The organism is Rothia uropygioeca, from assembly GCF_004136585.1.
Taxonomy (GTDB): domain Bacteria; phylum Actinomycetota; class Actinomycetes; order Actinomycetales; family Micrococcaceae; genus Rothia.
In genome coordinates, this window is the sequence record NZ_NOIR01000001.1 from 260,778 (window position 1) to 282,812 (window position 22,035).

Genomic DNA, 22,035 nt, shown 5'->3' on the forward strand with positions numbered 1-22,035 from the left:
GAGGAGGCGACGTCGGCCGCCGTCGGTGCGGTGACATAGCTGATCCGGATGTGGGACGCCTAGCGTTCGGTCGGTTGATAGTTCCCGCCCGGGGTCACCGCGACGCCGCGCGCCGGTGCCCCTTCCGCGGACGCACTGGGCGAGGTCATGGAGGGTAACTGGACCCGGGGAAGGTGTCCGCCGTGCGGAATCCACGTCAGAGTCTCGGGGCCAGGGTCTCGTACATCGCGCCGACGGCCGATTCGTGCCGTTGCCTCAGTTGCTCTCCGCCAGGTGGGCCAGACTCCGCTTCTCGCTCCCATCCGGGCCGTACTCTTCCGGGGCGAGCGTTTCACGCTGGCCGTACCGCTGACGGCGGTACTGGTTCTCTGGCCTGCATTATGGTCCCCCAACGCATCAAGGATGCCTGAGCCGACCGTGGCGTTGCCGCCCCACACCCTCTATTTTCCGAGGAATTCCGCGGCGGATTCACCGGCGATGCGTCCGGAGTTGAAGGCAAAGGCGAGCGTCAGGCCGTCAATCTGTGGGTACGTGCCTCCGTAGAATCCCGTGGTCTCGTTGCCCCCAGCAAATAAGCCGGGAATGGGAACGCTGTGCGGGTCGAGCACGCGGGCTCGCTCGTCGATGCTGATGCCGCCCAAGGTCCCGCGGACCGTGTTGACGACTTTGACCGCGTAGAAGGGGCCGGCGCTGACCTGATGCTGGAGCACAGAAGCGGGAGTGAAGAATTCTTCGTCGTGTCCCTCGCGAACAGCCTGGTTGTAACGATCCACCGTGTCCGCGAACTCCTGGGCCTGGAAGCCGACGGCGCCCGCCAGCTCCTCGACCGAAGTTCCCATGTAAGCCGAGCCGCAGTCCACGGCCTCGCCGAGCGCTTCCACGAGCTGGGGTTGCGCGGGAGTGCCGACCGTTCCGGGAGGCAGCGGCGCACTGTGGTCCTCGCCGGGGGAGAGTGCGAGGCCCTCGGCGGAGAGCTTCTCGACCGTGGAAGAATCCAGGATCATCCAGAAGTGACCGCCCTGTTGGTAAACGGCGGGTCCGCGCTGCCCGAAACGGTACGTCACGGCTTCGTCGATGAAGCGTTTCCCTGCAGTGTTGACCCACAGGAGCGGCAAGTTGGCCAACATCGCCAGGGCCCTGGAAGAAAAGCGTCCCGGCACCGTGAAGCTCGGGATGTCCAGGGTGCGTTCCGCATCCGAGACCCCGCCGGCTGCCGCAGCGATCTGCCGGCCGGTTCCCACGGCCTTGCGTTCTCCGGTGAAGTGCAGGGTCGAAGCGTCGATCGGCCCCAATTCTCGTTGCACCAACTCCATGTTTCCGACGAAACCGCCGGTTCCGATCACCACGGCGTTGGCACTGATGTCCACGTGAATCGGGGCCGTGTTCTCATCCGATTCGAGATCCTCGGAAGCATCCTTGCTGAGGGCGGTCGGAGTCGAGATGGGCTTGCCCGCGTCCGTCTTCTCCGCACGGATGCCCAGGATTTCGCCTTCGGCGCCGGTTTCGATCGCCGTGGCGGCGGTTTCGGTCAGCAGAAGACCGTCCATGTCTTGAAAGGCCTTCAGCATCTTCTTGAATCCACCGAATTTGGATGCGTAACGGTGGTAAGTCCGTGCGTTGCGGTGCGCGGTCAGAATTCCTGTTTGGGCCTGGACAGGGGCCGAGTGCGCGTCGTCATGTTCGGCCAAAGTGGTTTTGAGACCGTGACTCGCAAGCCATGAAACCGTCTCCCCGGAACGGCCGACGACCGCGCGCACCAACTTCTCGTTGCACCGGTGGCGATTGTATTCGGTGATGGCGTGAAATGCGTCCTGGACGCTGAAGGTCTCTCCCGCTTCCCTCTGGGCCTCGGACTCATAGGCGGCGAATCCGGTGGCGCCGAACATTGCTGCGCCGCCAGGGCGGTTGCCCTTTTCGAGCAATACGACCTTGACGCCTCGCTCGGCGGCGGCCAGTGCTGCTGCTATACCGGTGCCGCCCGCGCCGAGCACGACGAGCTCGGCGTCGTAATGCTCTGACTCGTCTCGGGGCTCAAACACGGGTGCGGTAGTCACATGTCCTCCATTGGTTTAGGTGTACCTAACAGCGTAAAGGGAAATCTCTTGGGGTTACAGGTGTGAGACCGATCCGAGTCCGGAGCGTCATTGAATGCAAATTTCCGTCATGTCTTGCGGCTGAGGGGGCGCGGAGTCTCACGAATCCGGTTTGGGCCGTCGGCCTCGGGATGCGTCCTCACTTGCCGGGAATAGATTGACCGGGCACGGGGTTGTGATGGAAAAGGTTTACTCGTAAAGTAAATCTCGAACTCAGATCAACGAAAGGATCTCACCATGACCACCTTCAACGAACTCTCCGTAGGCATCTGGACCCTTGACCCCGCTCACTCCGAGGTCGAGTTCACCGTGCGTCACGCCGGTATCTCCAAGGTGCGCGGCACTTTCCAGGAAGTCTCGGCCGAGCTGAACATCGGCGAGCAGTCATCCGTGACCGCCTCGGCGAATATCGCTTCCTTGGACTCCGGCAATGCCGACCGCGACGGTCACGTCAAGGGCGCAGATTTCTTCGATGCAGAGAACTACCCGACCATGACCTTCACCTCGACCTCGATTGAGTCCGATGGCGAGGATTTCACCCTCAACGGTGACCTCACCATCAAGGACGAGACCCGTCCCGTTTCATTCAAGGGCGAATTCGGCGGCGTTGCCGTGGACCCGTTCGGTGCCACCCGCGCAGGGTTCTCGGCTTCCACCGCGATTTCCCGCAAGGATTTCGGCATGACCTGGAACGCCGCGCTCGAAACCGGTGGCGTCCTGGTCTCCGACAAGGTCAACATCTCGCTCGACGTCTCCTTCATTGCGCCTCAAGCATAAGGGCGCAGCGCCAGACTCCATAGGTTCCGGCCCAGGGCCCCTCTGCCTCCTCATTGAGGCGGAGGGGCCCTGTGCCGTGAATATCGGTGGCCACCGTGCGCTACGGTCAAAGGAGGAAATACCTTCCGACCCGCGAACGGAGGCTCGCCATGACCACTCTCAAGGACTGGACTCAAGCGCACCGAATGTGGGTGGATGACTTCGTTCTGACTCTCCGGCTCTCCGGTGCCACGGGAGAGGACATCGCCGACCGCCTCGCTTCCGTGCACACCCAGTGCGACGAGATGGATCGCTCTCCGGAGGAGGAATTCGGCGATCCCGCGGAGTACGCGAAATCCCTGGGGTTCGAGCCCAAGGCTTCGGAGAAGAGAGATGTCCTCCGGACGGCTTTGCCCGTCGTCGTGCAGGTCCTATTGCTCCTGGTGGGTTCCTATGCGATCCGTGACTGGATCACGGATACCGAACTCGTCATCAACTTGGGGACTCTGATCTGTTGGGTGGTTCTGGTCGCCATTGTCGGTGTCGTCACCGCGACGACGGCTTGGGGAAGCACCGCGATTTACAACGTTTGGGTTTTCACCGTTGTTTTCGGTCTCGCGATCGTCCTGGGGGCGGCCGGTGCGTTGATCTCCCGAGCGGACCTGCCCGTGGTGTTCTCTGGGACGCCCGTGTTCCTGGCCGCGGTCGGGATCTTGGGGGTGCTCGCAATAGCCGTCCTCTCCACCCTCAGGCTCGTGAGAACCTCGCGTCGGACGTCCGATCCTCGTGTGAGACGCGACGAACCCGAGCAGCGCCGGGCAGGCGGGGCTCCCAGAAGTCTGGCCGTTATCGTGCCGATCTTCTGGATCATCCCGCTTTTCATGGCCTTCGATGCCGGCTTTACGGCGATGACTTCGTAGGTCACTGCCATCGGCTCCGTGTCAGACCTCCGTATCCCGCATCGGTCGAGTTGCAGTTACGAGATCAGCTTCTGGACCACGAAGTAGACCACCGGGACCAGTACGAGCAGCAAGAGGGCCCAGCGGCGCACGCGCGTTTCGGTCTTCGCGGCCCTGATGTCGGGGCGATCCTCGCGGGGCCGTGTCGGACGGGCCTCAGACCTTTCCGCCGAGGGGCCCATAGTCTGGTCCTCGGCCGCGGCTTCGGAGTCGGGATGCTGGCCGGACTCGCCGTTGAGGGGGTCCTGAGGGTCCCGAGCTTCGGCCACCTAGCGCCACCTGGTTGTCATGATCAAGCCGACCATCATCAGTCCGATGCCGATAGCGATGTTCCAGAAACTGAGATCGGGGATCGGCAGCGCCTGGTCGGAGATGTAGAAAGTCATGATCCACAGGAGACCGATGATCATGAAGCCGAGCATGATCGCGATGTACCACGTGGGGGTCGGGGAGGATTGACGAATGTTGGACGTCATCTCGTCCGCGATTTTGCGCAGGCGCTCGTCTTCGGCGCTCTCGTGGGCCCGCTTCGCCTTGGTATCCGACGGGGAGGTCCTGCTCGTGTCTTCGTCGGCGATGAGGGAGGTTGTTCGGTCCGTCTGGCCTACGGCGCCGCCGCCTTCCGAAGCGGTCACCTTCGAGTCAGCGCCCGCAACGCTAGATCCAGCGCGGCGTGAGCCGAAAAGCCCCCGACGGGGATTCTTTTCGGTCGACGTTCCGGTGGCGAGGTTGCCCCCGCCTGTCTTCTTGTCCTCGGCCATTCTTGGTCCTCCTGGAATTCCGCGTCCGACTTCTGCGGTGACCACATAAGGTATGATTCTGGGCGAGAACGGCCTGTATTCGGTGGCCGATCGCCTGAATGTCGAGTCTAACCAATCTGCCAAGCTCTTGCCGATATGTGCCTGTGGATTCACGGCTCGTACGAATGATATTGGCAGTATCTTTTTCGTCAGGAGGTGCCGTTGGCCGCGCGGAGAGCATCTTCACGGGCTGACCGACGGCCCCGCAGCATGGTCGACGGTGTGATTCAGGTCCTGGGTGAGTTGCTCATCACTGTGGGTCTCATTCTGATCTTGTTCGTCGTATGGCAACTGTGGTGGACCAATCTAGAATCCGACAAAGCGCAGGCCGACGCCGTCGACCAGATGAAGCAGAATTTCCGGGACTCCGGAAGCCTCGATGATTCCGGCAAGGGCCCAGAGGACCCCATTATCGGGGAAGCCCCGGCGCATGGTCAGGGTATCGGGATCATGTATATTCCTCGGTTCGGCGAGGCCTATGAGCGCCCGGTCATTCAGGGTACGGGCCGCGACGTACTGGACACGCTCGGTGTCGGTCACTACGAATCCACTGCAATGCCGGGAGACATCGGGAATTTTGCGGTAGCGGGTCACCGACAGACCAACGGCAAGGTCTTCGACCAGATCGACAAGCTAGTTACCGGGGACCGCATCTACGTTCGCACTGCTCAGGGCTATTACACTTACGTCTTTCGAAATAACGAGATCGTCCTGCCCTCGCAGACGGATGTCATTGCACCTGTCCCCGGATATCCTGGAGAAGAGCCACAGGACCGCATCATGACATTGACGAGCTGCAACCCTCGATTCGGGTCTACCGAGCGCATCATCGCCTACGCAGTTTTCGAAGGATGGCAACCGAATTCGGCGGGGCCGCCCCCGCCCATCGCCGACCTCGTGGGGAAGGACCAGTAACAGATGTACGGATGGGTCTTCGCTCATGTCCCGGGCCCCTTGTGGCTTCGGATCATCATTGCGATAGTTCTGATTGTCGCGGTTGCTTATCTCCTCATGGAATTCTTGTTTCCGTGGCTTGAAGAGTACAGCCCATTGAGCCCCGACGTGACCGTGGACGAGTAGGAGAATTTCATGACTATCAAGATTCTCGTGGTGGACAACTACGACAGCTTTGTTTTCACCCTGGTCGGGTACGTTCAGCAGTTCGGCGCGGAGACCACCGTGATCCGCAACGATGATCTCAGCACCGAGGAAGCCAGGCGTCTCGCCGAGCAGCACGACGGCGTGCTGATTTCGCCAGGGCCGGGAGCGCCCGCTGAGGCAGGGGTCTGCATCGATCTCATTCACTGGGCCACCGAACACCAGAAGGCGCTCTTCGGCGTGTGCCTGGGCCACCAAGCCATCGCCGAGGCCTTCGGCGGCACCGTGACTCACTCTCCCGAGCTGATGCACGGAAAGACCTCTCGGCTGACCCACAATTCGCTCTCCGTTTTTTCCGGCGTGCGAACGCCATTCACCGCGACCCGATACCACTCCCTGGCGATCGCGGACGGGACCCTGCCGGAAGAGCTGGAGGCCACCGCGTGGACCGAATCGGGGATCATTATGGGTGTGCGCCACCGTTCTGCGCCGCTGCACGGGGTTCAGTTTCATCCGGAGTCCGTGTTGACCGAGGACGGTTACCTCATGGTCGGCAATTGGCTCGAGTCCTTAGGTCTCGCCGGGGCGGTGAGGAAAGCCCGTGACCTCTCCCCTCTGATTGAGGCTTAGAGACACTCAGGAAATAAGTGAGCGGGCGGCCTCGTGCCCAATGGGCATGAGGCCGCCCGCTCACTTTGTCTCGCTTACCGTCCCGGGCTGGGGCTGGAAGAAGGCGAAGGGGAGGATGAGGGCGACGGGCTACTGCTGGGTGAGGAGTTGCCGCCGGAATTCCCGTTGGAGTTATTTCCCCCGTTCGCGGCCGAGTCACCGGAATTTCCACTCGGACTGCTCGATGGGCTGGGCGAAGGAGAGGGCGTCGCACGTGGTCCGGAGGAGACAGCGATGGTCACTGTGGAGCCTTGGGCAATGGACGTCCCGGCCTGTGCGGACTGGCGCAGAACTGTTCCCGCGGGCTGGCTCGACTCTTCATTGGTGATTTCAGTCGAGAGCAGGGTGTCCTTGCCGGTCAAGGTCGCAATCGCCTCGTCACGCGTGAGCCCGACGACCTGGGGAACCTGGACCTTGCCGGTCGAGAGGACCAGGTTGACGGTGGTGTCTGCGCTGACCCGCTCGCCCAACTTGGGGTTGGTGTCCACGACCAGGCCTGCCTGAACGGTCGGACTGTTGGCCGTTTCCACTCGCCCGGCCTTGAGACCTAGTTCCTCGAGACGGGAGCGCACATAGGCTTCCGACTGGCCCGAGAGGTCCTCCGGAAGCTGTACATTCGCGGGACCCTTGGATATTCGAAGGGTTACCGTCGAGTCCTTTTCGACCTCGGTTCCGTCGGCGGGGTCCGTGTTGATCGCATTGCCATGCTGGATATTGTCCGAGAACTCTTCCTCGACCTTGACCTTGAGGCCTTCATTGCGCAGATGTTCCTCCGCGTCCGACTCCGACTGGTTCGCAACGGCCGGCACATTCACGTAGACGGGCTTGTTGAGCTCGTTCTGGTAGTAGAGCCACGCGCCAAGGGCGGTTGCAGCGAGCAGGAAGATGATGAGTCCGAGGATCACGTTCTTCCAAGCGTTACGACGCCGTTTCTTGGAAGCGAGGGCCTTGTTGCGCTCGTAATCGTAGAGCTCGTCCTCGGAGTACTCGTCTTGCGCTGATGGGAAGAAACCGGAGACGTTCGCGTCTTCCATCTGAGGCTGGTCGCCCTCATTCGTGGTATACGCGTTGTACTCTCCTGAGTCCGAAGCCTCCGGGGAGTTCAGTGATGATTCGTACGCTTCGTTGTCGCCATGGTGGGCCTTGCCGTCAGCCGCCCGGGACGCCGCCGCACCCGCACCCACAGCGGTGGCACCCGCTGCGATTCCGGTGACACCGCCGATGGCCTGCGTCGGATCTTCGTCCGGGGCCCCTGCATGGCCGACGCTGATGCCGTGGGAGGCATTCTGGAGCGCAAAAGCGAAGTCTTCTGCGGATTGAAACCGGTCGACGCGGTTCTTTTCGAGCGCCCGGAGGACCAAAGCATCCAGGGCGGGTGAAATCTCTGACCTGAAGGTACTGGGCGTCTCCGGAGCCTCGCGGAGGTGCTGCTCCACAACCTCGATGCTCGTCGAACCGTCGAAGGGCGGCCTCCCGGCGAGCATCTGGTAGAGCAGGCACCCTACGGCGTAAAGGTCGGAGCGTGCGTCGACCGTTTCGCCCCGGGCTTGTTCCGGGGAGATGTAACGGGCGGTACCCATGATCGTCTGGGCTTCGGTCAACGGACGAGCCGTTTCGGTCATAGCCCGGGCAATACCGAAGTCCATGACCTTGATCCGGGCTGGCCGACCCAAAGCCTCGTCTTCTTCGGTGCGGTTGAGCACCATGACGTTTCCGGGCTTGATGTCTCGGTGAATGATGCCGCGCTCATGGCTGTACTCCAGTGCGTCGAGGATGCCCTCGGTATAGCTCAGAGCATCTTCGATCGCGAACTGCCCCCGGTCGGCCATGACGTCTTTGAGAGTTTCTCCGTGCAGTCGCTCCATCACGATGTAGGGAACGGAGTCGGCGTCTGCCTCTTCGTCGGGTTCGATGTCGTCGTCACCGGGGTGCTCCAACTCCACTTTGGGCATGGGAGCCGTGGCATCCGGATCCGCTATCGCATTTTCTTCGGTCATCGGACGGAACGTTCCGGTATCAAAAACCGCGATGACGGTCGGATGGTTCAACGATGCGATGGCCTCGGCCTCGCGGCGAAAACGGGTTCGAAAAACACTGTTCTCGGCGTGCTCAGGGCGCAGAACTTTGATGGCGACCTGACGGCCCAGGCGGTTGTCTTCGGCCGCATAGACGGTGGCCATGCCGCCTGAACCCAGGATCCCACCCAGTTCGTATCGGTTATCGAGAATACGTGGAACGCGCAGATTCATAGGGTCTCAGTCATCCGTTGGAGCCTTGGGTGCCGCCCTCGGACGATTCACCCGGTTGTTGATTCTCGTTGGTCGCGGGTCTTGTGGAGGCCGCCGAAGGCGAGGGTGAGCTCGGCTGGGACGGAGCGGATGACGTAGGCGCCGGGTTCTCGGGAGCGGGGCTCGAACTGCTCCCGGATCCAGTGGACACGTAAACGTCAACATATGAGCCAACCGTCACCTTGCTTCCCTCACTGGGAGAGGTCCGGACGACTTTGCCGGAGGCCTGATCGCTCGAGGTCTGATCGTGACGGGTCACGTTCACGCCCATTTGAGTGATCTCGTCTATGACGGACTGGGCATCCTGGCCGACCATCTTGCTCGGCAGGTTAACCGACTCGGGCCCGGTGGAATACACCACGGTCACATTGGAACCAGCGGCAACCTGCCCCTCGGGGGAGACCTCGAGGACATTGTTCTCGGGCTCGCTGGAATTCTTTCCTTCCGAACGGACAGTCAGGCCCATGCTCGCCAGCTGGGAAACGACGTCGTCCAACTTCTTGCCTTTGTATGCCGAAGAGTCGATATCAACCATCTTGGCCGAGCTCGAGCTTGCCGAAGGTTGCGAGGAACTCGAGGAGGGAGACGCCGAAGATACGGATCCACTCGCTCCAGGGGATGCGGAGGCGTCCGTCCCCGAACCCGACTGCACGATCCACCAGATGCCGAGGCCAACAGCCAGCAACAACACCAGCAGAGGGACAAGCCATTTCCAAACGGCAGCACCCTTGGACGATTTCTCCGCGCCGTTGTCCGAGTAATCGCCCTGGTACTTCAACGAACGAGGTTCGCCCACGGCAGGCAACTGCGATGTGGTGGGGTGGGCCTGATATCCGGCGGCCGAGGCCCCCGAACCGAACTGGCGGGTAGCGTCCGTCCCGCCCAAGGGCTCGGTAGGCGTCGTGACGGGCTGTGTCTGGCTCGTGTCGGTGCTGATCGGCAGGTACGTCGAGAGCCCGGGAACGGCCTTGACAGCGGCCTTGAGGTCATTGCGTCGGATAGCGTCGACGGCGCTCGCGAGCGTCGTCGCATTCGCCGGGCGTTGGGCCGGGTCCTTGGACAGCAGACACATGATCATGGCCTGCGCGGGCACCGGTACGGACTTCGGCAACGGTGGCGGCGGGTCATTGACCTGGGCCAATGCAATTGCGATCTGAGATTCCCCGGTGAATGGACGCTTCCCCGCAAGGCACTCGTAGCCGATGATGCCGAGTGAATAGAGGTCGGATGAGGCCGTTGCGGTCTGTCCGGTGGCCTGCTCGGGCGCAAGGTACTGGGCAGTTCCCATTACCTGGCCGGTTGCCGTCAGCGGCACCTGATCCGCCAGACGGGCAATGCCGAAGTCGGTCACCTTCACGCGGTTGTCGGGCGTGATCATGATGTTTCCCGGCTTGACGTCGCGGTGCACCAGTCCCTGGGCGTGCGCGGCGGCCAATGCCCGTGCCGTCTGGGCGATGATGTTGAGGGTTCGATCGGCCGGAAGTGTCTTCTCGCGCTCGATGATGTTCGACAGAGGCTCGCCGGGCACGAGCTCCATGACCAGGTACGCCGAGCCTTCTTCCTCGCCGTAGTCGAAGACGTTAGCGACGCCGGGATGGTTCAGAAGTGCCGTATGGCGAGCCTCAGCGCGGAAACGCTCGAGGAAACCGGGGTCCCCCGTGTATTCCTCTTTCAAGATCTTGACGGCGACGATGCGACCGAGGACTTTGTCCTTGGCTTTCCAGACCTCGCCCATACCGCCGATAGCGATGCGCTCGGTCAGGCCGTAGCGACCGCCAAGGGTCATCGATGATGAGGGCCTCACTGATTCAACACCGCCTCGAAAAGTTGCTTGGCACCAGGGCTCGTGAGCTGGGCTCCTGTGACCGCATCTACATCTTCATAGACAATAGCAACAGCTAGTTCCGGGTCGTCCGCCGGTGCGAAACCGGTGAACCACGCTTCGTTGTTTCCGTCCACGCCGGTCTCGGCGGTTCCGGTCTTCCCCGCAACCTTGGTCCCGTCGACCTTCGCGCCGGACGCGATTCCGTCGTCGACGTCGTTGACCATCCAGTCGCGCACCTGATGGGCCACATCGGGCGAGGTTGATTCCCGCAATTGCTCCGCCGAAAAATCGTAGAGCGTGCTCAGACTGTTGGACCGAACTGTCTTGACTATGTTCGGTTTCATCTGGACGCCGTTATTGGCGATTGCGGAAGACATCATGGCCACCTGCAACGGGGTGGTTTTGACGTCGTATTGACCGATCGAAGACAACGCGAGCTCGCTCTTGGACATGCCACTGGGGAAGTTTGAAGGGGTGACGCTCATCGGGATGTCCAGATCCTGGCCGTACCCGAAGTTCTTTGCCGTCTTGGCAATCTTATCCTCACCGAGGTCCATTGCGATCTGTGCGAAGGGAGTGTTGCACGATTGTGCTAGCGCCCATTGCAAGTCCGTCTTGGACTGGGAGGAACAGTTGCCATTGACATAATTCGGCAAGGTCGAAGAGGAGCCTGGAAGAGGCAGGTTCTGCGGGTTGTCCAGAACCGAATCCTTGTTGTATTTGCCCGATTCCAAGGCGGCCACCGCATCCATGATCTTGAACGTGGAACCCGGTGAGTAGAGGTCGCCGGATATGGCTCGGTTGTAGAGTGGGCGGTCCTGGTCCTGGTTCAGTTCGGAGTACGCCTGGATGACCGATTTCGAGTCGTGTGACGCGAGTTGATTGGGATCGTAGCTTGGCGTGGAGACCATGGCTTTGATCTCACCCGTCTTCGGGTTCATCGCAACGACCGAGCCCTTGTGGCCGGCCATCAACTCCGTGGCCTTCTTCTGCAACGTCGGATCGATGGTCAGCTCGACCGAAGCACCGTGAGTGTCTTGGTTGGAGAAGATTTGCGCGATGCGATCGTAGAACTGCGAGTCCGATTTTCCGGAGAGCTCATCGCTCATAGCGGATTCGAGGCCGGTGGACCCGTAAACCATCGAGAAGTACCCGGTGAGGGCGGCGTACTCGTCGGTCTGTGAATACTGGCGCTGATAACCGAAGCTGTCGTTGGACGGAACGGACTGTGCGATCGCGGATCCGTCGACGAGGATGGACCCGCGTGCTGAACCGTACTGATCGTAGAGCTGGCGGCTGTTCCAGGGGTTTTCCGCCAGCGCACCGGCATGCACGTATTGAACGTACGTCAGGGAGCCGATGAGCAAAATGAAGACGCCCGCCGCGGCGAGCCATGTTCTTCGGATGGCCTGGTTCACGAGTGACCTCCTGCTGAATGTGGGGAAGAAGCAGTTTCCTCATGAGAGTTCGAGCCGAGTCGGGAAATCGCCGCAGTAGCCCCCAACTGACCTGTATCCGCAGTGGTTTCGGCATCGGCAGTCTCCTCATTGACCACGCGAGGCGAACGAGCCGAGTGAGAGATTGCGAGTAACAACCCGACGATGAACCAGTTTGCGAGGAGGGACGAGCCTCCCGCGGACATGAATGGCGTCGTCAGACCGGTCAGCGGAATCAGGCGTGTCACTCCGCCGACTACCACGAAAAGTTGCAGGACCATGGCGGCGGACAGACCTGCCGCCAGGAGCTTGCCGAACGCGTCGGGCGTCCCCAACGCCGCGCGGAATCCCCGGGAGACCAATATCAAGAACAGCATCAGAATCGCTCCGAGGCCCAAGAGCCCGAGCTCCTCTCCGATGGCCGTGATGATCATGTCCGAATTCGAGAATGAGACGAGGTCGGGTCTGCCGTTACCGAGACCACGTCCGAAGAGGCCACCCGATGCGAGGCCGAAGAGCCCCTGGACGATCTGCCCCGAACCGCCGCTTTGCTGGTTGTAGACCTCAGGATCAAAAGCGTGAACCCAAGAATCTATGCGCAGGGTCACGTGGCTGATGGTCTTGTACGCGAAGAAGCCGCCGACGACGACCAGCACCAGTCCGAGAGCGACCCACGTGAACCGGTTCGTAGCCAGATAAAGCATCGCCAGGAACAGACCGAAGAACAGGATCGCGGAGCCGAGGTCATGCTGAACGACGAGGACGCCGATGCTCACGAGCCATGCTACGAACATCGGGGCGAAGTCCTTGAAGCGCGGAAGCCGAATCCTCCCGATCTTCTTGCCCGCGAGCAGGATCAAATCGCGATTGGTAGACAGATAACCAGCGAAGAATATAGCCAACGTGATCTTTGCGATTTCGCCGGGCTGAAAAGTCCTGCCGCCGATCGCGATCCAAATGCGAGCACCATTGATCTCGGTCCCGAGGCCAGGAACCAGCGGAAGAAGCAGCAATAGGATCGAGGCGGCCAGGCTGATGTACGTGACGTGCAAAAGCACCCTGTGATTCGTGAGGAACCACAGGGCCGCGGCACAAGCAATCATTGCAACGGCGGTCCACGCCGTCTGGGAACTGACCGAGGACGTCGGCGTGGTGAGATCGATGCGATAGATCATCGTCAGGCCAATGCCGTTGAGAACCACCACGATCGGGAGGATAAATGGATCCGCGTACCGTGCTTTGAGGTGGAGAATCACGTGAATGATGAGGGAACCGAGAACAAGGACAGCCGCGGCGGCGACGACACGATGGTCGAAGGAGGCCGTGTTGTCCAGATCCACGAGGCAGAGCGAGCCGACAGCGATGATCCACGAGATGGCCAGCAATAAAAGCTCGAAGAAGCGACGAGGCTTGGGGATGTGCTGCTCTTCGTCCGGAGTATAGGAATGCTCCTGAGCAGGTTGAGCCTGGGTTGTCACTGGTCGTCACCTCCTTGCCCGTCTGAGCTGGGTTTTTGACTATCATTGCTGGAATTCGATGATTTATCACTTGATGGCGGAGCACTCGATACTGTTCCGTGGGGCGCTGGGGAGGTGGATTCCCCTCCGCCTTGGGAACCCAAGTCCAGATCCGACACCACGCGCTCGGCATCTGCCACGGATGATGCGTGAATGCCCTCGTGGACGCGCGATTTGGAATAGGCCGGAAGATCGGAGACCTTCACGTCGGTCTCTCTCTCCAGGTTGTTGAGGTGTATCGGTCCGAGTGATTGGTCGACGCCGCGGTAAATTGCGACCTTGCCGTTATTCTCACCGACGTAGTACTGGCTGTTGACCCACGCCAACCCGGCCCAAACAGCACCCGCGATGAGCACCAGAATGAATGCCCAGATGAAAGCGGCCAGGCCCCACCGTCGCTTCCGGCGTCGGGGGCTGTCCATCTCCTCGAGCAGTTCGTCCGGAATCTCCTCGCCCTCGTCGGTGTCCATCGACGGGGTCCGTGCCAGAGTCGCCCTGCGCTGAACGGTCGCATCGGTCACCGTGGGTATCTGGCCGGTGTGGGTGGCGGAGGCGGCCGCTCCTACCAGCAGGTGGGGTCGTTCCTCCAGCTCTCGACGCAAGATTGAGGCGGAGCTTTCTTCTTGCTGACTGGCCTCTTCGAGGTCGATTCCGGACCGTTGCATCATCGCATTGAGCACGGAGTCCGAGAAGGAATCACCGCGCCACCGGCCGTGCCGAAGGGTGTGGCGGACCTTTTCGCCACGTTCTCGGGGCAGTCGCCGCCGCCATGGAGCCTTCAACTCGTTGGAGTCCTCGTCCACTGGGGCACGGTCCCGAGTCGAGGAGGCGGCATCAACGCCTGCGACATTCTCTGGTGCAACGTCCGATGCCCCAGTTTCCGGAGATTCTTCTTCCCATGGGGCCAGGGATGAGTCGTCCTCTATATCCAGGAATTTGGGCCACTCTTGATCCGGATCGTTGGAGCGGTGCGAGGAGCTTTCGAACGATGAATCAGCCGGCATGAGTCCGGAACTCGACGTGGTTCCGACTGCCGCTTGGGGTTCCTCGGAAACGCGCTCGGGATGTTCGTCGGCCCGGCTGTCCCGGCCTACGGCGTCAAGGCGACTGGTGACGGCGTTGGCCAAGTTCGCCTCCTCATTGACCTCGACCACGGCGACGGTCACGTTGTCCGGTGCGCCTCCGTCGAGAGTCAGTTCAACGAGGGACTCGCAGATTTCCTGTAGATCGTTGGTCGATCCGAGGATCGATTCGATCATGCGATCCGAGACCACGCCGGAGAGTCCGTCCGAACACAAGAGCCACCGATCGCCAACTTGCGCGTCTACGCGTTTGAGTTCAAGTTCGGGTGATGCGTCGGTATCCCCGAGAACACGCATGATGACGTTCTTGTGCGGGTGGTGCTCTGCTTCCTCGGGGCGCAACCGGCCTTCTTCGACCAGACGCTGGACGAATGTGTGGTCGGTGGTCATCTGCTCGAATTTTTTGCCGCGCAATCGGTAGGCGCGTGAGTCACCGATGTGGGCGAGCTCGAGTTCGTCGCCGTCCACCAGAAGGGCCGTGCACGTGGTTCCCATGCCGGCCAGCAGAGGATTCATTTCGACCAATTGGTTGAGGATGATGTTGGCCGTCTGAATTTCATCCGCAAGAATCGTGCCCGCTGAGCCGTCATATTCTGAGTGATCCAGGGGGGTCAGGTCGAGAACGGTCGAGGCGGATGCGACGTTGCCGCCCACATGGCCTCCCATGCCGTCGGCGACGACGGCCAGGTATCGGCCCGCATATGCGGAATCGTCGTTTTTGCTACGTACGCGTCCCGTGTCTGAGCGTGCCGCGTACCGAAAAGCAATATTCATCGGTTTTACGCCCTCAACTCAATGACAGTGCGTCCCACGGTAAAGGGCACGCCCGGTTCGACGAGCGTCGCTCGCGTCAGGCGTTGATCGTTCACGAAGGTCCCGTTGGTCGACCCAAGGTCCTCGAGGAACCAGCGGGATCCCTGCGGGAAGAGGCGGGCATGGTGCCCGGAGCAGTAGTCGTCGTCCAAGGGGAGGGTGCAGTCCTGCGCCCTCCCGAGGAGCACCGGAGAGTCGCCCAACCGGGCGATGCTTCCGGACCCGGGACCGCCGATGATCGCAAGCTGGCTGGGCCGCTGAGGCGTCTGTTGCTTTTGGGAACCGGTCGAGATTGCAGTTTGGGCGCCGCCTTTTTTCTTGTTCTTCTTGCGGCCGGGCAAAGACGTGAAACGGAGGGTCTGCCCTATTCCGAGGTCTCGCCGCTGCCCGGCGAGGATCACGAAGACGAATACCCACAGCAAGGCCAGGAAGCCGAAACGGAGCAACGTGACGGTCAGCTCTGAGGCCATTATCGACTACTCCTCGGGGCGAGCAAGCGGAAAGTTATCTTGGTCCGACCCATTGTAATGACAGTCCCATCCACGAGCTCGCGTCGACCGTTGAGCCGGGTTCCATCCACCGATGACCCATTGGTCGAGCCTAGGTCCACGGCTAGGAAGACACCGTCTTGATTGAGAATCTCCAGGTGGCGCCGGGAGACACCAGTATCTTCGATGGTTATATCAGCTTCCGAAGAACGGCCGAGTACGATCGAGCTCGCCTGAATGGAGAACCGTTGACCGTTGATATCCAGGACAGGCTTGTAGTTCGGGGCAGCGCGGTGGGGCTGTTCGTACCTGTGCGGAGATGGTATGGCTTGCGTTGCGTTCGGGTCCGCACCGGCCTGGCGGCCGCCCGCAGAGCCCCGCCTGCCGGGAGTTCGGGGCGCGATGCGGGATGAGCCGCTGGGCAGGGTTCTGCTTGACGCAGCGGCCGTTGCGGCAGGGGCAGCCGTAGCGGCCGCGTCGGCCGGGTCTGCCTCGTACTCCGGCGCGTACCCGGGGGCATAAGTCGGTTCCGGCTCGGCCGGCACGTTGGTCGCCTGACGCCCGACGGGTGATCCTGTTTGCTGGGCATTGGTCTGGCTCGCGTTGTAGCGCTCCCCGGCGGCAGCAGCGGAAGTCTTCGGGGCCGTTCGGGTGGAGCGTCCTCGCGATGCCGAACGCCCGGCGCGTTCTTGGCTGGATAGAACGAGGAATTCGCCTTTTTGAAGTTCTTCGGTATGAGCGCGCGTGAAAGTGACGCGAACTGCGCCGCGCAATGTGTAACCCTGTGACCGTGCATGGCGGATGGCGACGTCGCAGAGTTCCTCAGCCAGGTCATGACCCCAGTCTTGGGCTCGGGTGAAGTCGGCATCCGAAAATTCGATGGTGAAGACGTTCGGGGCGATGGTTCGCCCCTCAGCGATTGCGTAGGATTTCTTGTCCATTTCCGAACGCAGGCGGCTCGCGACGTCGACCGGTTCGATGCGGTTCTTCGAGCCGGCGGTGAAAACCCCTCGCACAGCCTTTTCGAGACTCCGCTCAACATTTTCTATGAGTCCCATGGTTGCCTCCTGGTTCTGCGGTTACGGTCCTCCGGCAACCCTGGCTTTAGGGTACGGGGTACCGCCACCGCGTACGGCCTCGGACACAAGGATAGTAGAGACCTATCCTGAATAGACCGTGAATGGTCGGTCTCGGACCAATTCACTGGGACAATTCCTGGATTTGATGGCGACACAGTGCGGGTTTTCTGAACTGTGGACAATTTCCGAGGGTCTGGCGGCTCGTGGCGAAGGACACCTCGTCCTCGATTAGACAGCCACTCGTGGATCTGGGTACGATGGTCAGCGTTGCTTTTCGCGCGTTATCCTTCGGATCGCGGGCGAGTCACTTGCGCGAGTGGCGGAATAGGCAGACGCGCACGGTTCAGGTCCGTGTGCCCGAGAGGGCGTGGGGGTTCAACTCCCCCCTCGCGCACCAGTAAAACCGGCTTGTTGCCAGGCGAAACGCTTGGCGGCGGGCCGGTTTTTGTATCCGAAGGAAGCTTCTCGGGGTTGTGGCGCTTGCCGTCCGGATGCGGGGCTCTGACCCGCGCATCCGGACCGCAGGCATCCCTTTCCGACGAGCGCTCCCTGCCCCAGGTCAGTAGGCTTTCTGCCGTTGCGGTACGACCAAGTGAATCACCGCGAACTGTCCCGATTCGACGGTGCGCAATGCGGCGTCGAGAGCGCCGGGCAGCTCCTCGTTGTTCTCGACCCGCACGCCGAATCCGCCATAGGCACGGGCCAGCCCGGCGAAATCGGGATTGTGCAGCTGGGTTCCGCTGACCCGACCCGGGTACTGGCGTTCCTGATGCGTCCGAATGGTCCCGTATTCACGATTGTCGGCCACGATGACCAGCGGTGTTGCACCGTATTGAGCGGCCGTGGCCAACTCTTGCCCGTTCATCAGGAATTCGCCGTCCCCGGCGATTGAGACGACCAGACGTTCGGGATGGCGCAAGGAAGCGGCAACCGCCGAAGGAACCGAATAGCCCATTGATCCGTTACGGGCCGAAATCATCCGGGCGTAACCGTGAGTCGGGAAATAGCGATGGGCCCAATTGGTGTGTTCGCCGGCCCCGAAGGTGACCATACAATCCTCCGGCAGCCGGGGCACCAGGTAACTCATCAGCGAATCCATGCTGACCTGACCACTGGTTCGTGCCTCGGGCAGAGTCGAGAACTCGGTCTGCTGACCGCGCAATTTCTCCCGCCAGTCGCGCCAGGAGTCCTTGACCGGAAGATCCATCCGCAACAGGTCTCGGACGAAGACGTCCGGCTTGGCGACGATTTGGTGCGTGACCGGGCCCGAACGACCGCGCAGGCCCGGGTCGATTGTCACCAGGAAGTTTCGCTTGTCCCAATCCTGCCGCGACGTGAATCCGTCCGTGATGACGTCGCCGGGCACGGTTCCGACGAACACGATGAGGTCCGCTTCGTCCAGGGTCTGTCGCGAGTGGTCCGGTCTGCCGTACCCCAAAGGGCCTATATAGCTCGGGGACGAGAACGGCACGGTGCCCTCACAGCGCCATTCCGCACCGGCTGGCAGCTCATGCGCCTCCAACCACGAGGTGAAGTCCGCTGCGGCCTTTTGCGTCCAGTCGTTGCCGCCGAACACGAAGAGAGGCTTCTCCGAGTCCAGGAGCGCATTGTGGAGTTCCTTCCAGTCGCTGACCGTCATGCCGCCGGTCGCGATGGGGATCTGAGGGTGCAGCTCGGGGCTGATTTCGCGCTGAATAATGTCCTCGGGCAAACCCACCACCACGGGTCCGGGGCGACCTGACCGAGCGGCGAAGATCGCCTCGGCCACGAGCTCGCTCGCGCGGTCCGGATGGTCCAGAATCATGACCCTTTTGGCTCCGGTCGCGAACCAAGCCTTGGGGTCGAATTCCTGGAAGGCTTCTTTTTCCCTGTGCTCGAAAGGGATCAATCCGACGAACAAGACCATTGCGGTCGAATCCTGCCACGCGGTGTGGAGGCCGACGTGTGCGTTGGCTGCCCCGGGACCTCGAGTCACCATCGCGACGCCGGGTACGTCGGTAAGTTTCCCCTCGGCTTCGGCCATATAGGCCGCTCCGCCTTCGTGGCGGCAGACGACGGTACCGATGGATGAGTCGTGGAGTCCGTCGAGAACATCGAGAAAGCTCTCTCCGGGCACGGTGTAGATCCGGTCGATGCTGTGATGTTCGAGCGATCGAACGATCGCGTGTCCGGCTGAGGTCATGAGGTGAATTCTTTCGGGGAAGTAGGTGCAAGAGACGGTCGAAGGAGTCCGGGCTCGAGGTCCTGGAGGCGGTCAGGAGAGAAGCGCCGCAACAGCGAATGCGTGAATAGTGTCAACGCGACCCGTGTGCTGCGTCACCGAGTGCCACATTATCGCCACCGCACCGAAGCGACACTCTCTTTGCTTAATAATTACCTGCGCAACCGGCGCGAGGGGCACCTACGGGAGGAGACGTGGGCGGTCAGGCCTGTGGCACTCCCCGAGGTTTGTTGCATTTTTGGGCTCTGCGCAAGGCTTTTGTGAAAAAGAGGCGAGTTATGTTCCGATTTCACAGAAAAACAACAGGGTCAAGATGTCCATTGCCGGATTTCCAGTAGAACCGGTAATTCTTGCGGATTACGTGACAAATATTGGTCTGCCGCCGCACTTCGCCGTCGCATCAGCTCGGCGCAATTGCCAGGAAAATCCCAGCCAACTAAGTTGAATAGGGTGCCCATGGATTCCGCTGGGCGTAGCGAAGAGTCAGCGACGCGCGAAAAATCGGCGCGCTACACCCGCTGACGAGGCCGCCCTAACGCTGAGAGCCCCCGCGCCGGTGTGGCTCTGCGTCTTCAAGGAGCCAACAAGTAGCGGCCGGGCGTTTGCGAATGCGTTATTGGTGCCCTGGTTCAGTATGTGCTGGTGCGACCCACCGGCACGAGAAGTTTGCCGTCGAGACGAGGAGAGTGCGTGTCAGAATCGCAGGAATTCAGTTCACCAAGGAACCAGACGTCCGCGGGGGTCGAGCGCGAGCGCTTCGGCGGCTCGCAACGGTCACTTGCCGACGTGGTGGAACGCCAGGAGAATCGCCCTCCCAGCTCCAGTGCGGAGTTGAGCCGCGGCCCCGCCGAGCTGCGCAAGGACGTCGGTCCCAAAGTCAACTGGAAAGTCCTGCTGATTTCGTCGGCAGTCGTCGTCGCATTTTCTGTATGGGCCATCCTTGTGCCGCATGCCGCGGAATCGACCATGAGCAACGTCGTGGCATGGATCGCGGAGAACCTCGGGTGGTTCTACGTCGTCACGGTCACCTGCGTGATTCTCTTCGTTCTGTGGGTTGCTTTCTCGAAGCTGGGCGGAGTGCGGCTCGGGCCGGATCATTCCCGTCCCCAATACAAGTTATTCACCTGGGTCTCGATGCTCTTCGCCGCTGGCGTGGGCATCGATATGCTGTTCTACTCCGTGACCGGACCCGTTACTCAGTACATGCAGCCAATCAATGCCGACCCGGAGAGCGCCGAGGCCGCGCACGAGGCCGTGGTCTGGACGATGTTCCATTACGGCGTCGCAGGGTGGGCGATGTATTCCTTGCTCGGCATGGCAATGGGCTATTTTGCGTACCGGTGGGGCATGCCCTTGTCGATTCGTGCGGTGCTGTACCCTCTGCTCGGAAAACGCGTCCGCGGGGCGACCGGCGACGTGATCGACATCTTCGCCTTGGTGGGCACCGTATTCGGCGTCGCGACGTCGATGGGCATCGGCGTCGTGCTTCTCAACGTCGGCTTCTCCTGGCTCTTCGGGCTCCCTGAGGGCCTGGCTCTTCAGATTGCTCTGGTCCTCGTAGCCGTGGTCATGACCATCGCCGCCTGCACCTCGGGTGTGGACAAGGGTATTCGTCTGATTTCGGAGCTGAACCTGTGGTCGGCGGCCGCAATGATGATCTACATCCTCGTGACGGGCAAAACGGCTTTCCTACTTAATGCGATGGTCGAGAACATTGGGCGGTTCGTCTGGTCATTGCCGGATCGCACGATGCAAACCATGGCCTACGAAGACGGCGGGTCAGCGTGGATGTCCACGTGGACCTTGTTCTTCTGGGCCTTTTGGCTCGCGTGGGGACCGTTCGTGGGTCTGTTCTTGGCGCGCATCTCCCGCGGGCGTACCCTTCGGGAATTCGTTATCGCTGCTATCACTGCTCCCGTGCTGTGCGATTTCTTCATCGTTACGATCTTCGGCAACAGTGCCCTGTCGCGAGTTATGAGTGGGGATCATGAATTCGCCCAGCTCGCGATGGACTCGCCGGAGGCCGGGTGGTACGCCCTGATTGAGAGTTTCCCGGGTGCGGCTTTCCTCATCGGGCTGGCTACTCTTTCTGGTCTTCTGTTCTACCTGACGAGCGCCAATTCAGGCGCGATGGTGATGTCGAATTTCTCCTCGACCATTCCCGACCCTTCTCAGGACGGGGCGAAATGGCTGCGTATTTTCTGGGCCGTTCTCACAGCCCTGTTGACGATAGCGATGCTGGTGGCGGGCGGCGTCACGACGATGGAGTACGCGACGCTGATCTTCGCGCTGCCCGTGACCGTGGTGGCTTATCTTGTCATGGCATCCTTCTCCAAGGTTCTGCGCATGGAGCGTGCCGAGCAGGAAGGGCGGCGTCTCAGTCGAGCGACTTTCGCACCCGACGGCGGGGTCAAACCGGAGAAGACGTGGAGACAGCGCCTGGCGCGGATGCGTTCCTACCCTTCCAAGAGAATGATCAAGGAATTCGCGGACGAGACCGTCGCCCCAGCCCTGGATGCCGTGGCCGCGGAATTTGTGGAGCAGGGTTATGTCGCAACCCTCGATACGTTGCCCAACGAGGAAACGGGCGTCGACGAGCGTACGCTCTTGGTCGACATTCCGGACCACCGCACGTTCCGGTACCAGACGGGGGCCGTGGAAGCCCCCGTGCCCATGTTCGGCGGCAGGATGTCCCGAGAAACGGACGTGTACTACCGACTCGAAGTCTTCACGCAAACGGGTTCCGAAGGGTATGACCTCATGGGGTTGACCCAGCAGCAAGTGATCGACGACGTCCTGGATCGCTTCGAGGCGCACCTCGGGTTCTTGAGCTATTCGGCGGCCCACGACGCAGTCTCGGTGGTGACGCCGGTGGAGCGATAACGATGTGATCTCCCGATCGGCGTGGGTT

17 protein-coding genes and 1 tRNA gene are annotated in these 22,035 nt (G+C 61.3%); 7 read left to right on the top strand and 11 right to left on the bottom strand.

Translation table 11 applies throughout. The features are described from left to right. Positions 1-440: 440 nt before the first annotated feature. On the bottom strand, positions 441-2,054 hold the full coding sequence (locus EWR20_RS01175; RefSeq protein WP_129358383.1) for an FAD-dependent oxidoreductase: 1,614 nt from the start codon (positions 2,052-2,054) through the stop codon (positions 441-443). Positions 2,055-2,330: 276 nt separating this feature from the next. Between EWR20_RS01175 and EWR20_RS01180 the strand changes: the two genes are divergently transcribed. Both EWR20_RS01180 and EWR20_RS01185 read left to right on the top strand, forming a co-directional pair. After that, on the top strand, positions 2,331-2,870 hold the full coding sequence (locus EWR20_RS01180; protein WP_129358384.1) for a YceI family protein: 540 nt from the start codon (positions 2,331-2,333) through the stop codon (positions 2,868-2,870). A gap of 149 nt (positions 2,871-3,019) precedes the next feature. Continuing rightward, positions 3,020-3,769 (top strand): hypothetical protein, encoded by a 750-nt coding sequence (locus tag EWR20_RS01185; protein WP_129358385.1) that lies wholly within the window; start codon positions 3,020-3,022, stop codon positions 3,767-3,769. Positions 3,770-3,825: 56 nt separating this feature from the next. Here the strand turns inward: EWR20_RS01185 and EWR20_RS01190 are convergent, their stop codons facing one another. Both EWR20_RS01190 and EWR20_RS01195 read right to left on the bottom strand, forming a co-directional pair. Further along, positions 3,826-4,077 (bottom strand): hypothetical protein, encoded by a 252-nt coding sequence (locus EWR20_RS01190; protein WP_129358386.1) that lies wholly within the window; start codon positions 4,075-4,077, stop codon positions 3,826-3,828. Beyond that, on the bottom strand, positions 4,078-4,569 hold the full coding sequence (locus EWR20_RS01195; protein WP_129358387.1) for a cell division protein CrgA: 492 nt from the start codon (positions 4,567-4,569) through the stop codon (positions 4,078-4,080). It abuts the gene before it with no gap. A 249-nt stretch (positions 4,570-4,818) separates the two neighbouring features. Between EWR20_RS01195 and EWR20_RS01200 the strand changes: the two genes are divergently transcribed. From EWR20_RS01200 to EWR20_RS01205, 3 genes are read left to right on the top strand one after another with little or no spacing between them, the layout of a single operon-like run. Then, complete coding sequence (locus tag EWR20_RS01200) at positions 4,819-5,523, top strand: class E sortase (RefSeq protein ID WP_129358388.1); 705 nt, start codon at positions 4,819-4,821, stop codon at positions 5,521-5,523. 3 nt (positions 5,524-5,526) lie between these two features. Beyond that, positions 5,527-5,688: a hypothetical protein gene (locus tag EWR20_RS12625; RefSeq protein WP_165000919.1), complete on the top strand. Its 162-nt coding sequence runs from the start codon at positions 5,527-5,529 to the stop codon at positions 5,686-5,688. 9 nt (positions 5,689-5,697) lie between these two features. Continuing rightward, positions 5,698-6,336, top strand: coding sequence for an anthranilate synthase component II (locus EWR20_RS01205; RefSeq protein WP_129358389.1), 639 nt, complete (start codon positions 5,698-5,700; stop codon positions 6,334-6,336). Positions 6,337-6,410: 74 nt separating this feature from the next. Here EWR20_RS01205 and pknB read toward each other — a convergent pair whose 3' ends face one another. The 7 genes from pknB to EWR20_RS01240 are packed head-to-tail and all read right to left on the bottom strand — an operon-like array spanning position 6,411 to position 16,882. Then, positions 6,411-8,624 carry a Stk1 family PASTA domain-containing Ser/Thr kinase gene (gene pknB, locus EWR20_RS01210; RefSeq protein ID WP_129358390.1) on the bottom strand — a complete coding sequence of 738 codons (2,214 nt, stop codon included), beginning with the start codon at positions 8,622-8,624 and terminating at the stop codon, positions 6,411-6,413. Positions 8,625-8,634: 10 nt separating this feature from the next. After that, complete coding sequence (locus EWR20_RS01215; RefSeq protein ID WP_129358391.1) at positions 8,635-10,467, bottom strand: protein kinase domain-containing protein; 1,833 nt, start codon at positions 10,465-10,467, stop codon at positions 8,635-8,637. After that, positions 10,464-11,906 carry a peptidoglycan D,D-transpeptidase FtsI family protein gene (locus EWR20_RS01220; protein ID WP_129358392.1) on the bottom strand — a complete coding sequence of 481 codons (1,443 nt, stop codon included), beginning with the start codon at positions 11,904-11,906 and terminating at the stop codon, positions 10,464-10,466. The genes EWR20_RS01215 and EWR20_RS01220 overlap by 4 nt, the downstream gene beginning before the upstream one ends. Continuing rightward, on the bottom strand, positions 11,903-13,402 hold the full coding sequence (locus EWR20_RS01225) for an FtsW/RodA/SpoVE family cell cycle protein (protein WP_193553872.1): 1,500 nt from the start codon (positions 13,400-13,402) through the stop codon (positions 11,903-11,905). The genes EWR20_RS01220 and EWR20_RS01225 overlap by 4 nt, the downstream gene beginning before the upstream one ends. Then, positions 13,399-15,297, bottom strand: a complete 1,899-nt coding sequence (locus EWR20_RS01230; RefSeq protein ID WP_129358393.1) for a PP2C family protein-serine/threonine phosphatase — start codon at positions 15,295-15,297, stop codon at positions 13,399-13,401. Before EWR20_RS01230 ends, EWR20_RS01225 begins: the two co-directional genes overlap by 4 nt. Positions 15,298-15,302: 5 nt before the next feature. Next, positions 15,303-15,806: an FHA domain-containing protein FhaB/FipA gene (locus EWR20_RS01235; protein ID WP_129358394.1), complete on the bottom strand. Its 504-nt coding sequence runs from the start codon at positions 15,804-15,806 to the stop codon at positions 15,303-15,305. After that, on the bottom strand, positions 15,806-16,882 hold the full coding sequence (locus tag EWR20_RS01240) for an FhaA domain-containing protein (protein ID WP_129358395.1): 1,077 nt from the start codon (positions 16,880-16,882) through the stop codon (positions 15,806-15,808). Before EWR20_RS01240 ends, EWR20_RS01235 begins: the two co-directional genes overlap by 1 nt. Before the next feature lie 331 nt (positions 16,883-17,213). Between EWR20_RS01240 and EWR20_RS01245 the strand changes: the two genes are divergently transcribed. Then, positions 17,214-17,300, top strand: a tRNA-Leu gene (locus tag EWR20_RS01245). A 162-nt stretch (positions 17,301-17,462) separates the two neighbouring features. Here the strand turns inward: EWR20_RS01245 and EWR20_RS01250 are convergent. Next, positions 17,463-19,085: a thiamine pyrophosphate-dependent enzyme gene (locus tag EWR20_RS01250; protein WP_129358396.1), complete on the bottom strand. Its 1,623-nt coding sequence runs from the start codon at positions 19,083-19,085 to the stop codon at positions 17,463-17,465. Positions 19,086-19,814: 729 nt separating this feature from the next. Between EWR20_RS01250 and betT the strand changes: the two genes are divergently transcribed. Beyond that, on the top strand, positions 19,815-22,007 hold the full coding sequence (betT, locus tag EWR20_RS01255) for a choline BCCT transporter BetT (RefSeq protein ID WP_129358397.1): 2,193 nt from the start codon (positions 19,815-19,817) through the stop codon (positions 22,005-22,007). The last annotated feature ends 28 nt before the right edge of the window (positions 22,008-22,035 follow it).

What these genes read in the sequence shown, in the direction of transcription:
- EWR20_RS01180 (WP_129358384.1), top strand. Translation starts at nt 2,331, where the DNA reads ATGACCACCTTCAACGAACTCTCCGTAGGCATCTGGACCCTTGACCCC.
- EWR20_RS01185 (WP_129358385.1), top strand. Translation starts at nt 3,020, where the DNA reads ATGACCACTCTCAAGGACTGGACTCAAGCGCACCGAATGTGGGTGGAT.
- EWR20_RS01195 (WP_129358387.1), bottom strand. Translation starts at nt 4,569, where the DNA reads ATGGCCGAGGACAAGAAGACAGGCGGGGGCAACCTCGCCACCGGAACG.
- EWR20_RS01200 (WP_129358388.1), top strand. Translation starts at nt 4,819, where the DNA reads ATGGTCGACGGTGTGATTCAGGTCCTGGGTGAGTTGCTCATCACTGTG.
- EWR20_RS12625 (WP_165000919.1), top strand. Translation starts at nt 5,527, where the DNA reads ATGTACGGATGGGTCTTCGCTCATGTCCCGGGCCCCTTGTGGCTTCGG.
- EWR20_RS01205 (WP_129358389.1), top strand. Translation starts at nt 5,698, where the DNA reads ATGACTATCAAGATTCTCGTGGTGGACAACTACGACAGCTTTGTTTTC.
- pknB (WP_129358390.1), bottom strand. Translation starts at nt 8,624, where the DNA reads ATGAATCTGCGCGTTCCACGTATTCTCGATAACCGATACGAACTGGGT.
- EWR20_RS01230 (WP_129358393.1), bottom strand. Translation starts at nt 15,297, where the DNA reads ATGAATATTGCTTTTCGGTACGCGGCACGCTCAGACACGGGACGCGTA.
- EWR20_RS01235 (WP_129358394.1), bottom strand. Translation starts at nt 15,806, where the DNA reads ATGGCCTCAGAGCTGACCGTCACGTTGCTCCGTTTCGGCTTCCTGGCC.
- EWR20_RS01240 (WP_129358395.1), bottom strand. Translation starts at nt 16,882, where the DNA reads ATGGGACTCATAGAAAATGTTGAGCGGAGTCTCGAAAAGGCTGTGCGA.
- EWR20_RS01250 (WP_129358396.1), bottom strand. Translation starts at nt 19,085, where the DNA reads ATGACCTCAGCCGGACACGCGATCGTTCGATCGCTCGAACATCACAGC.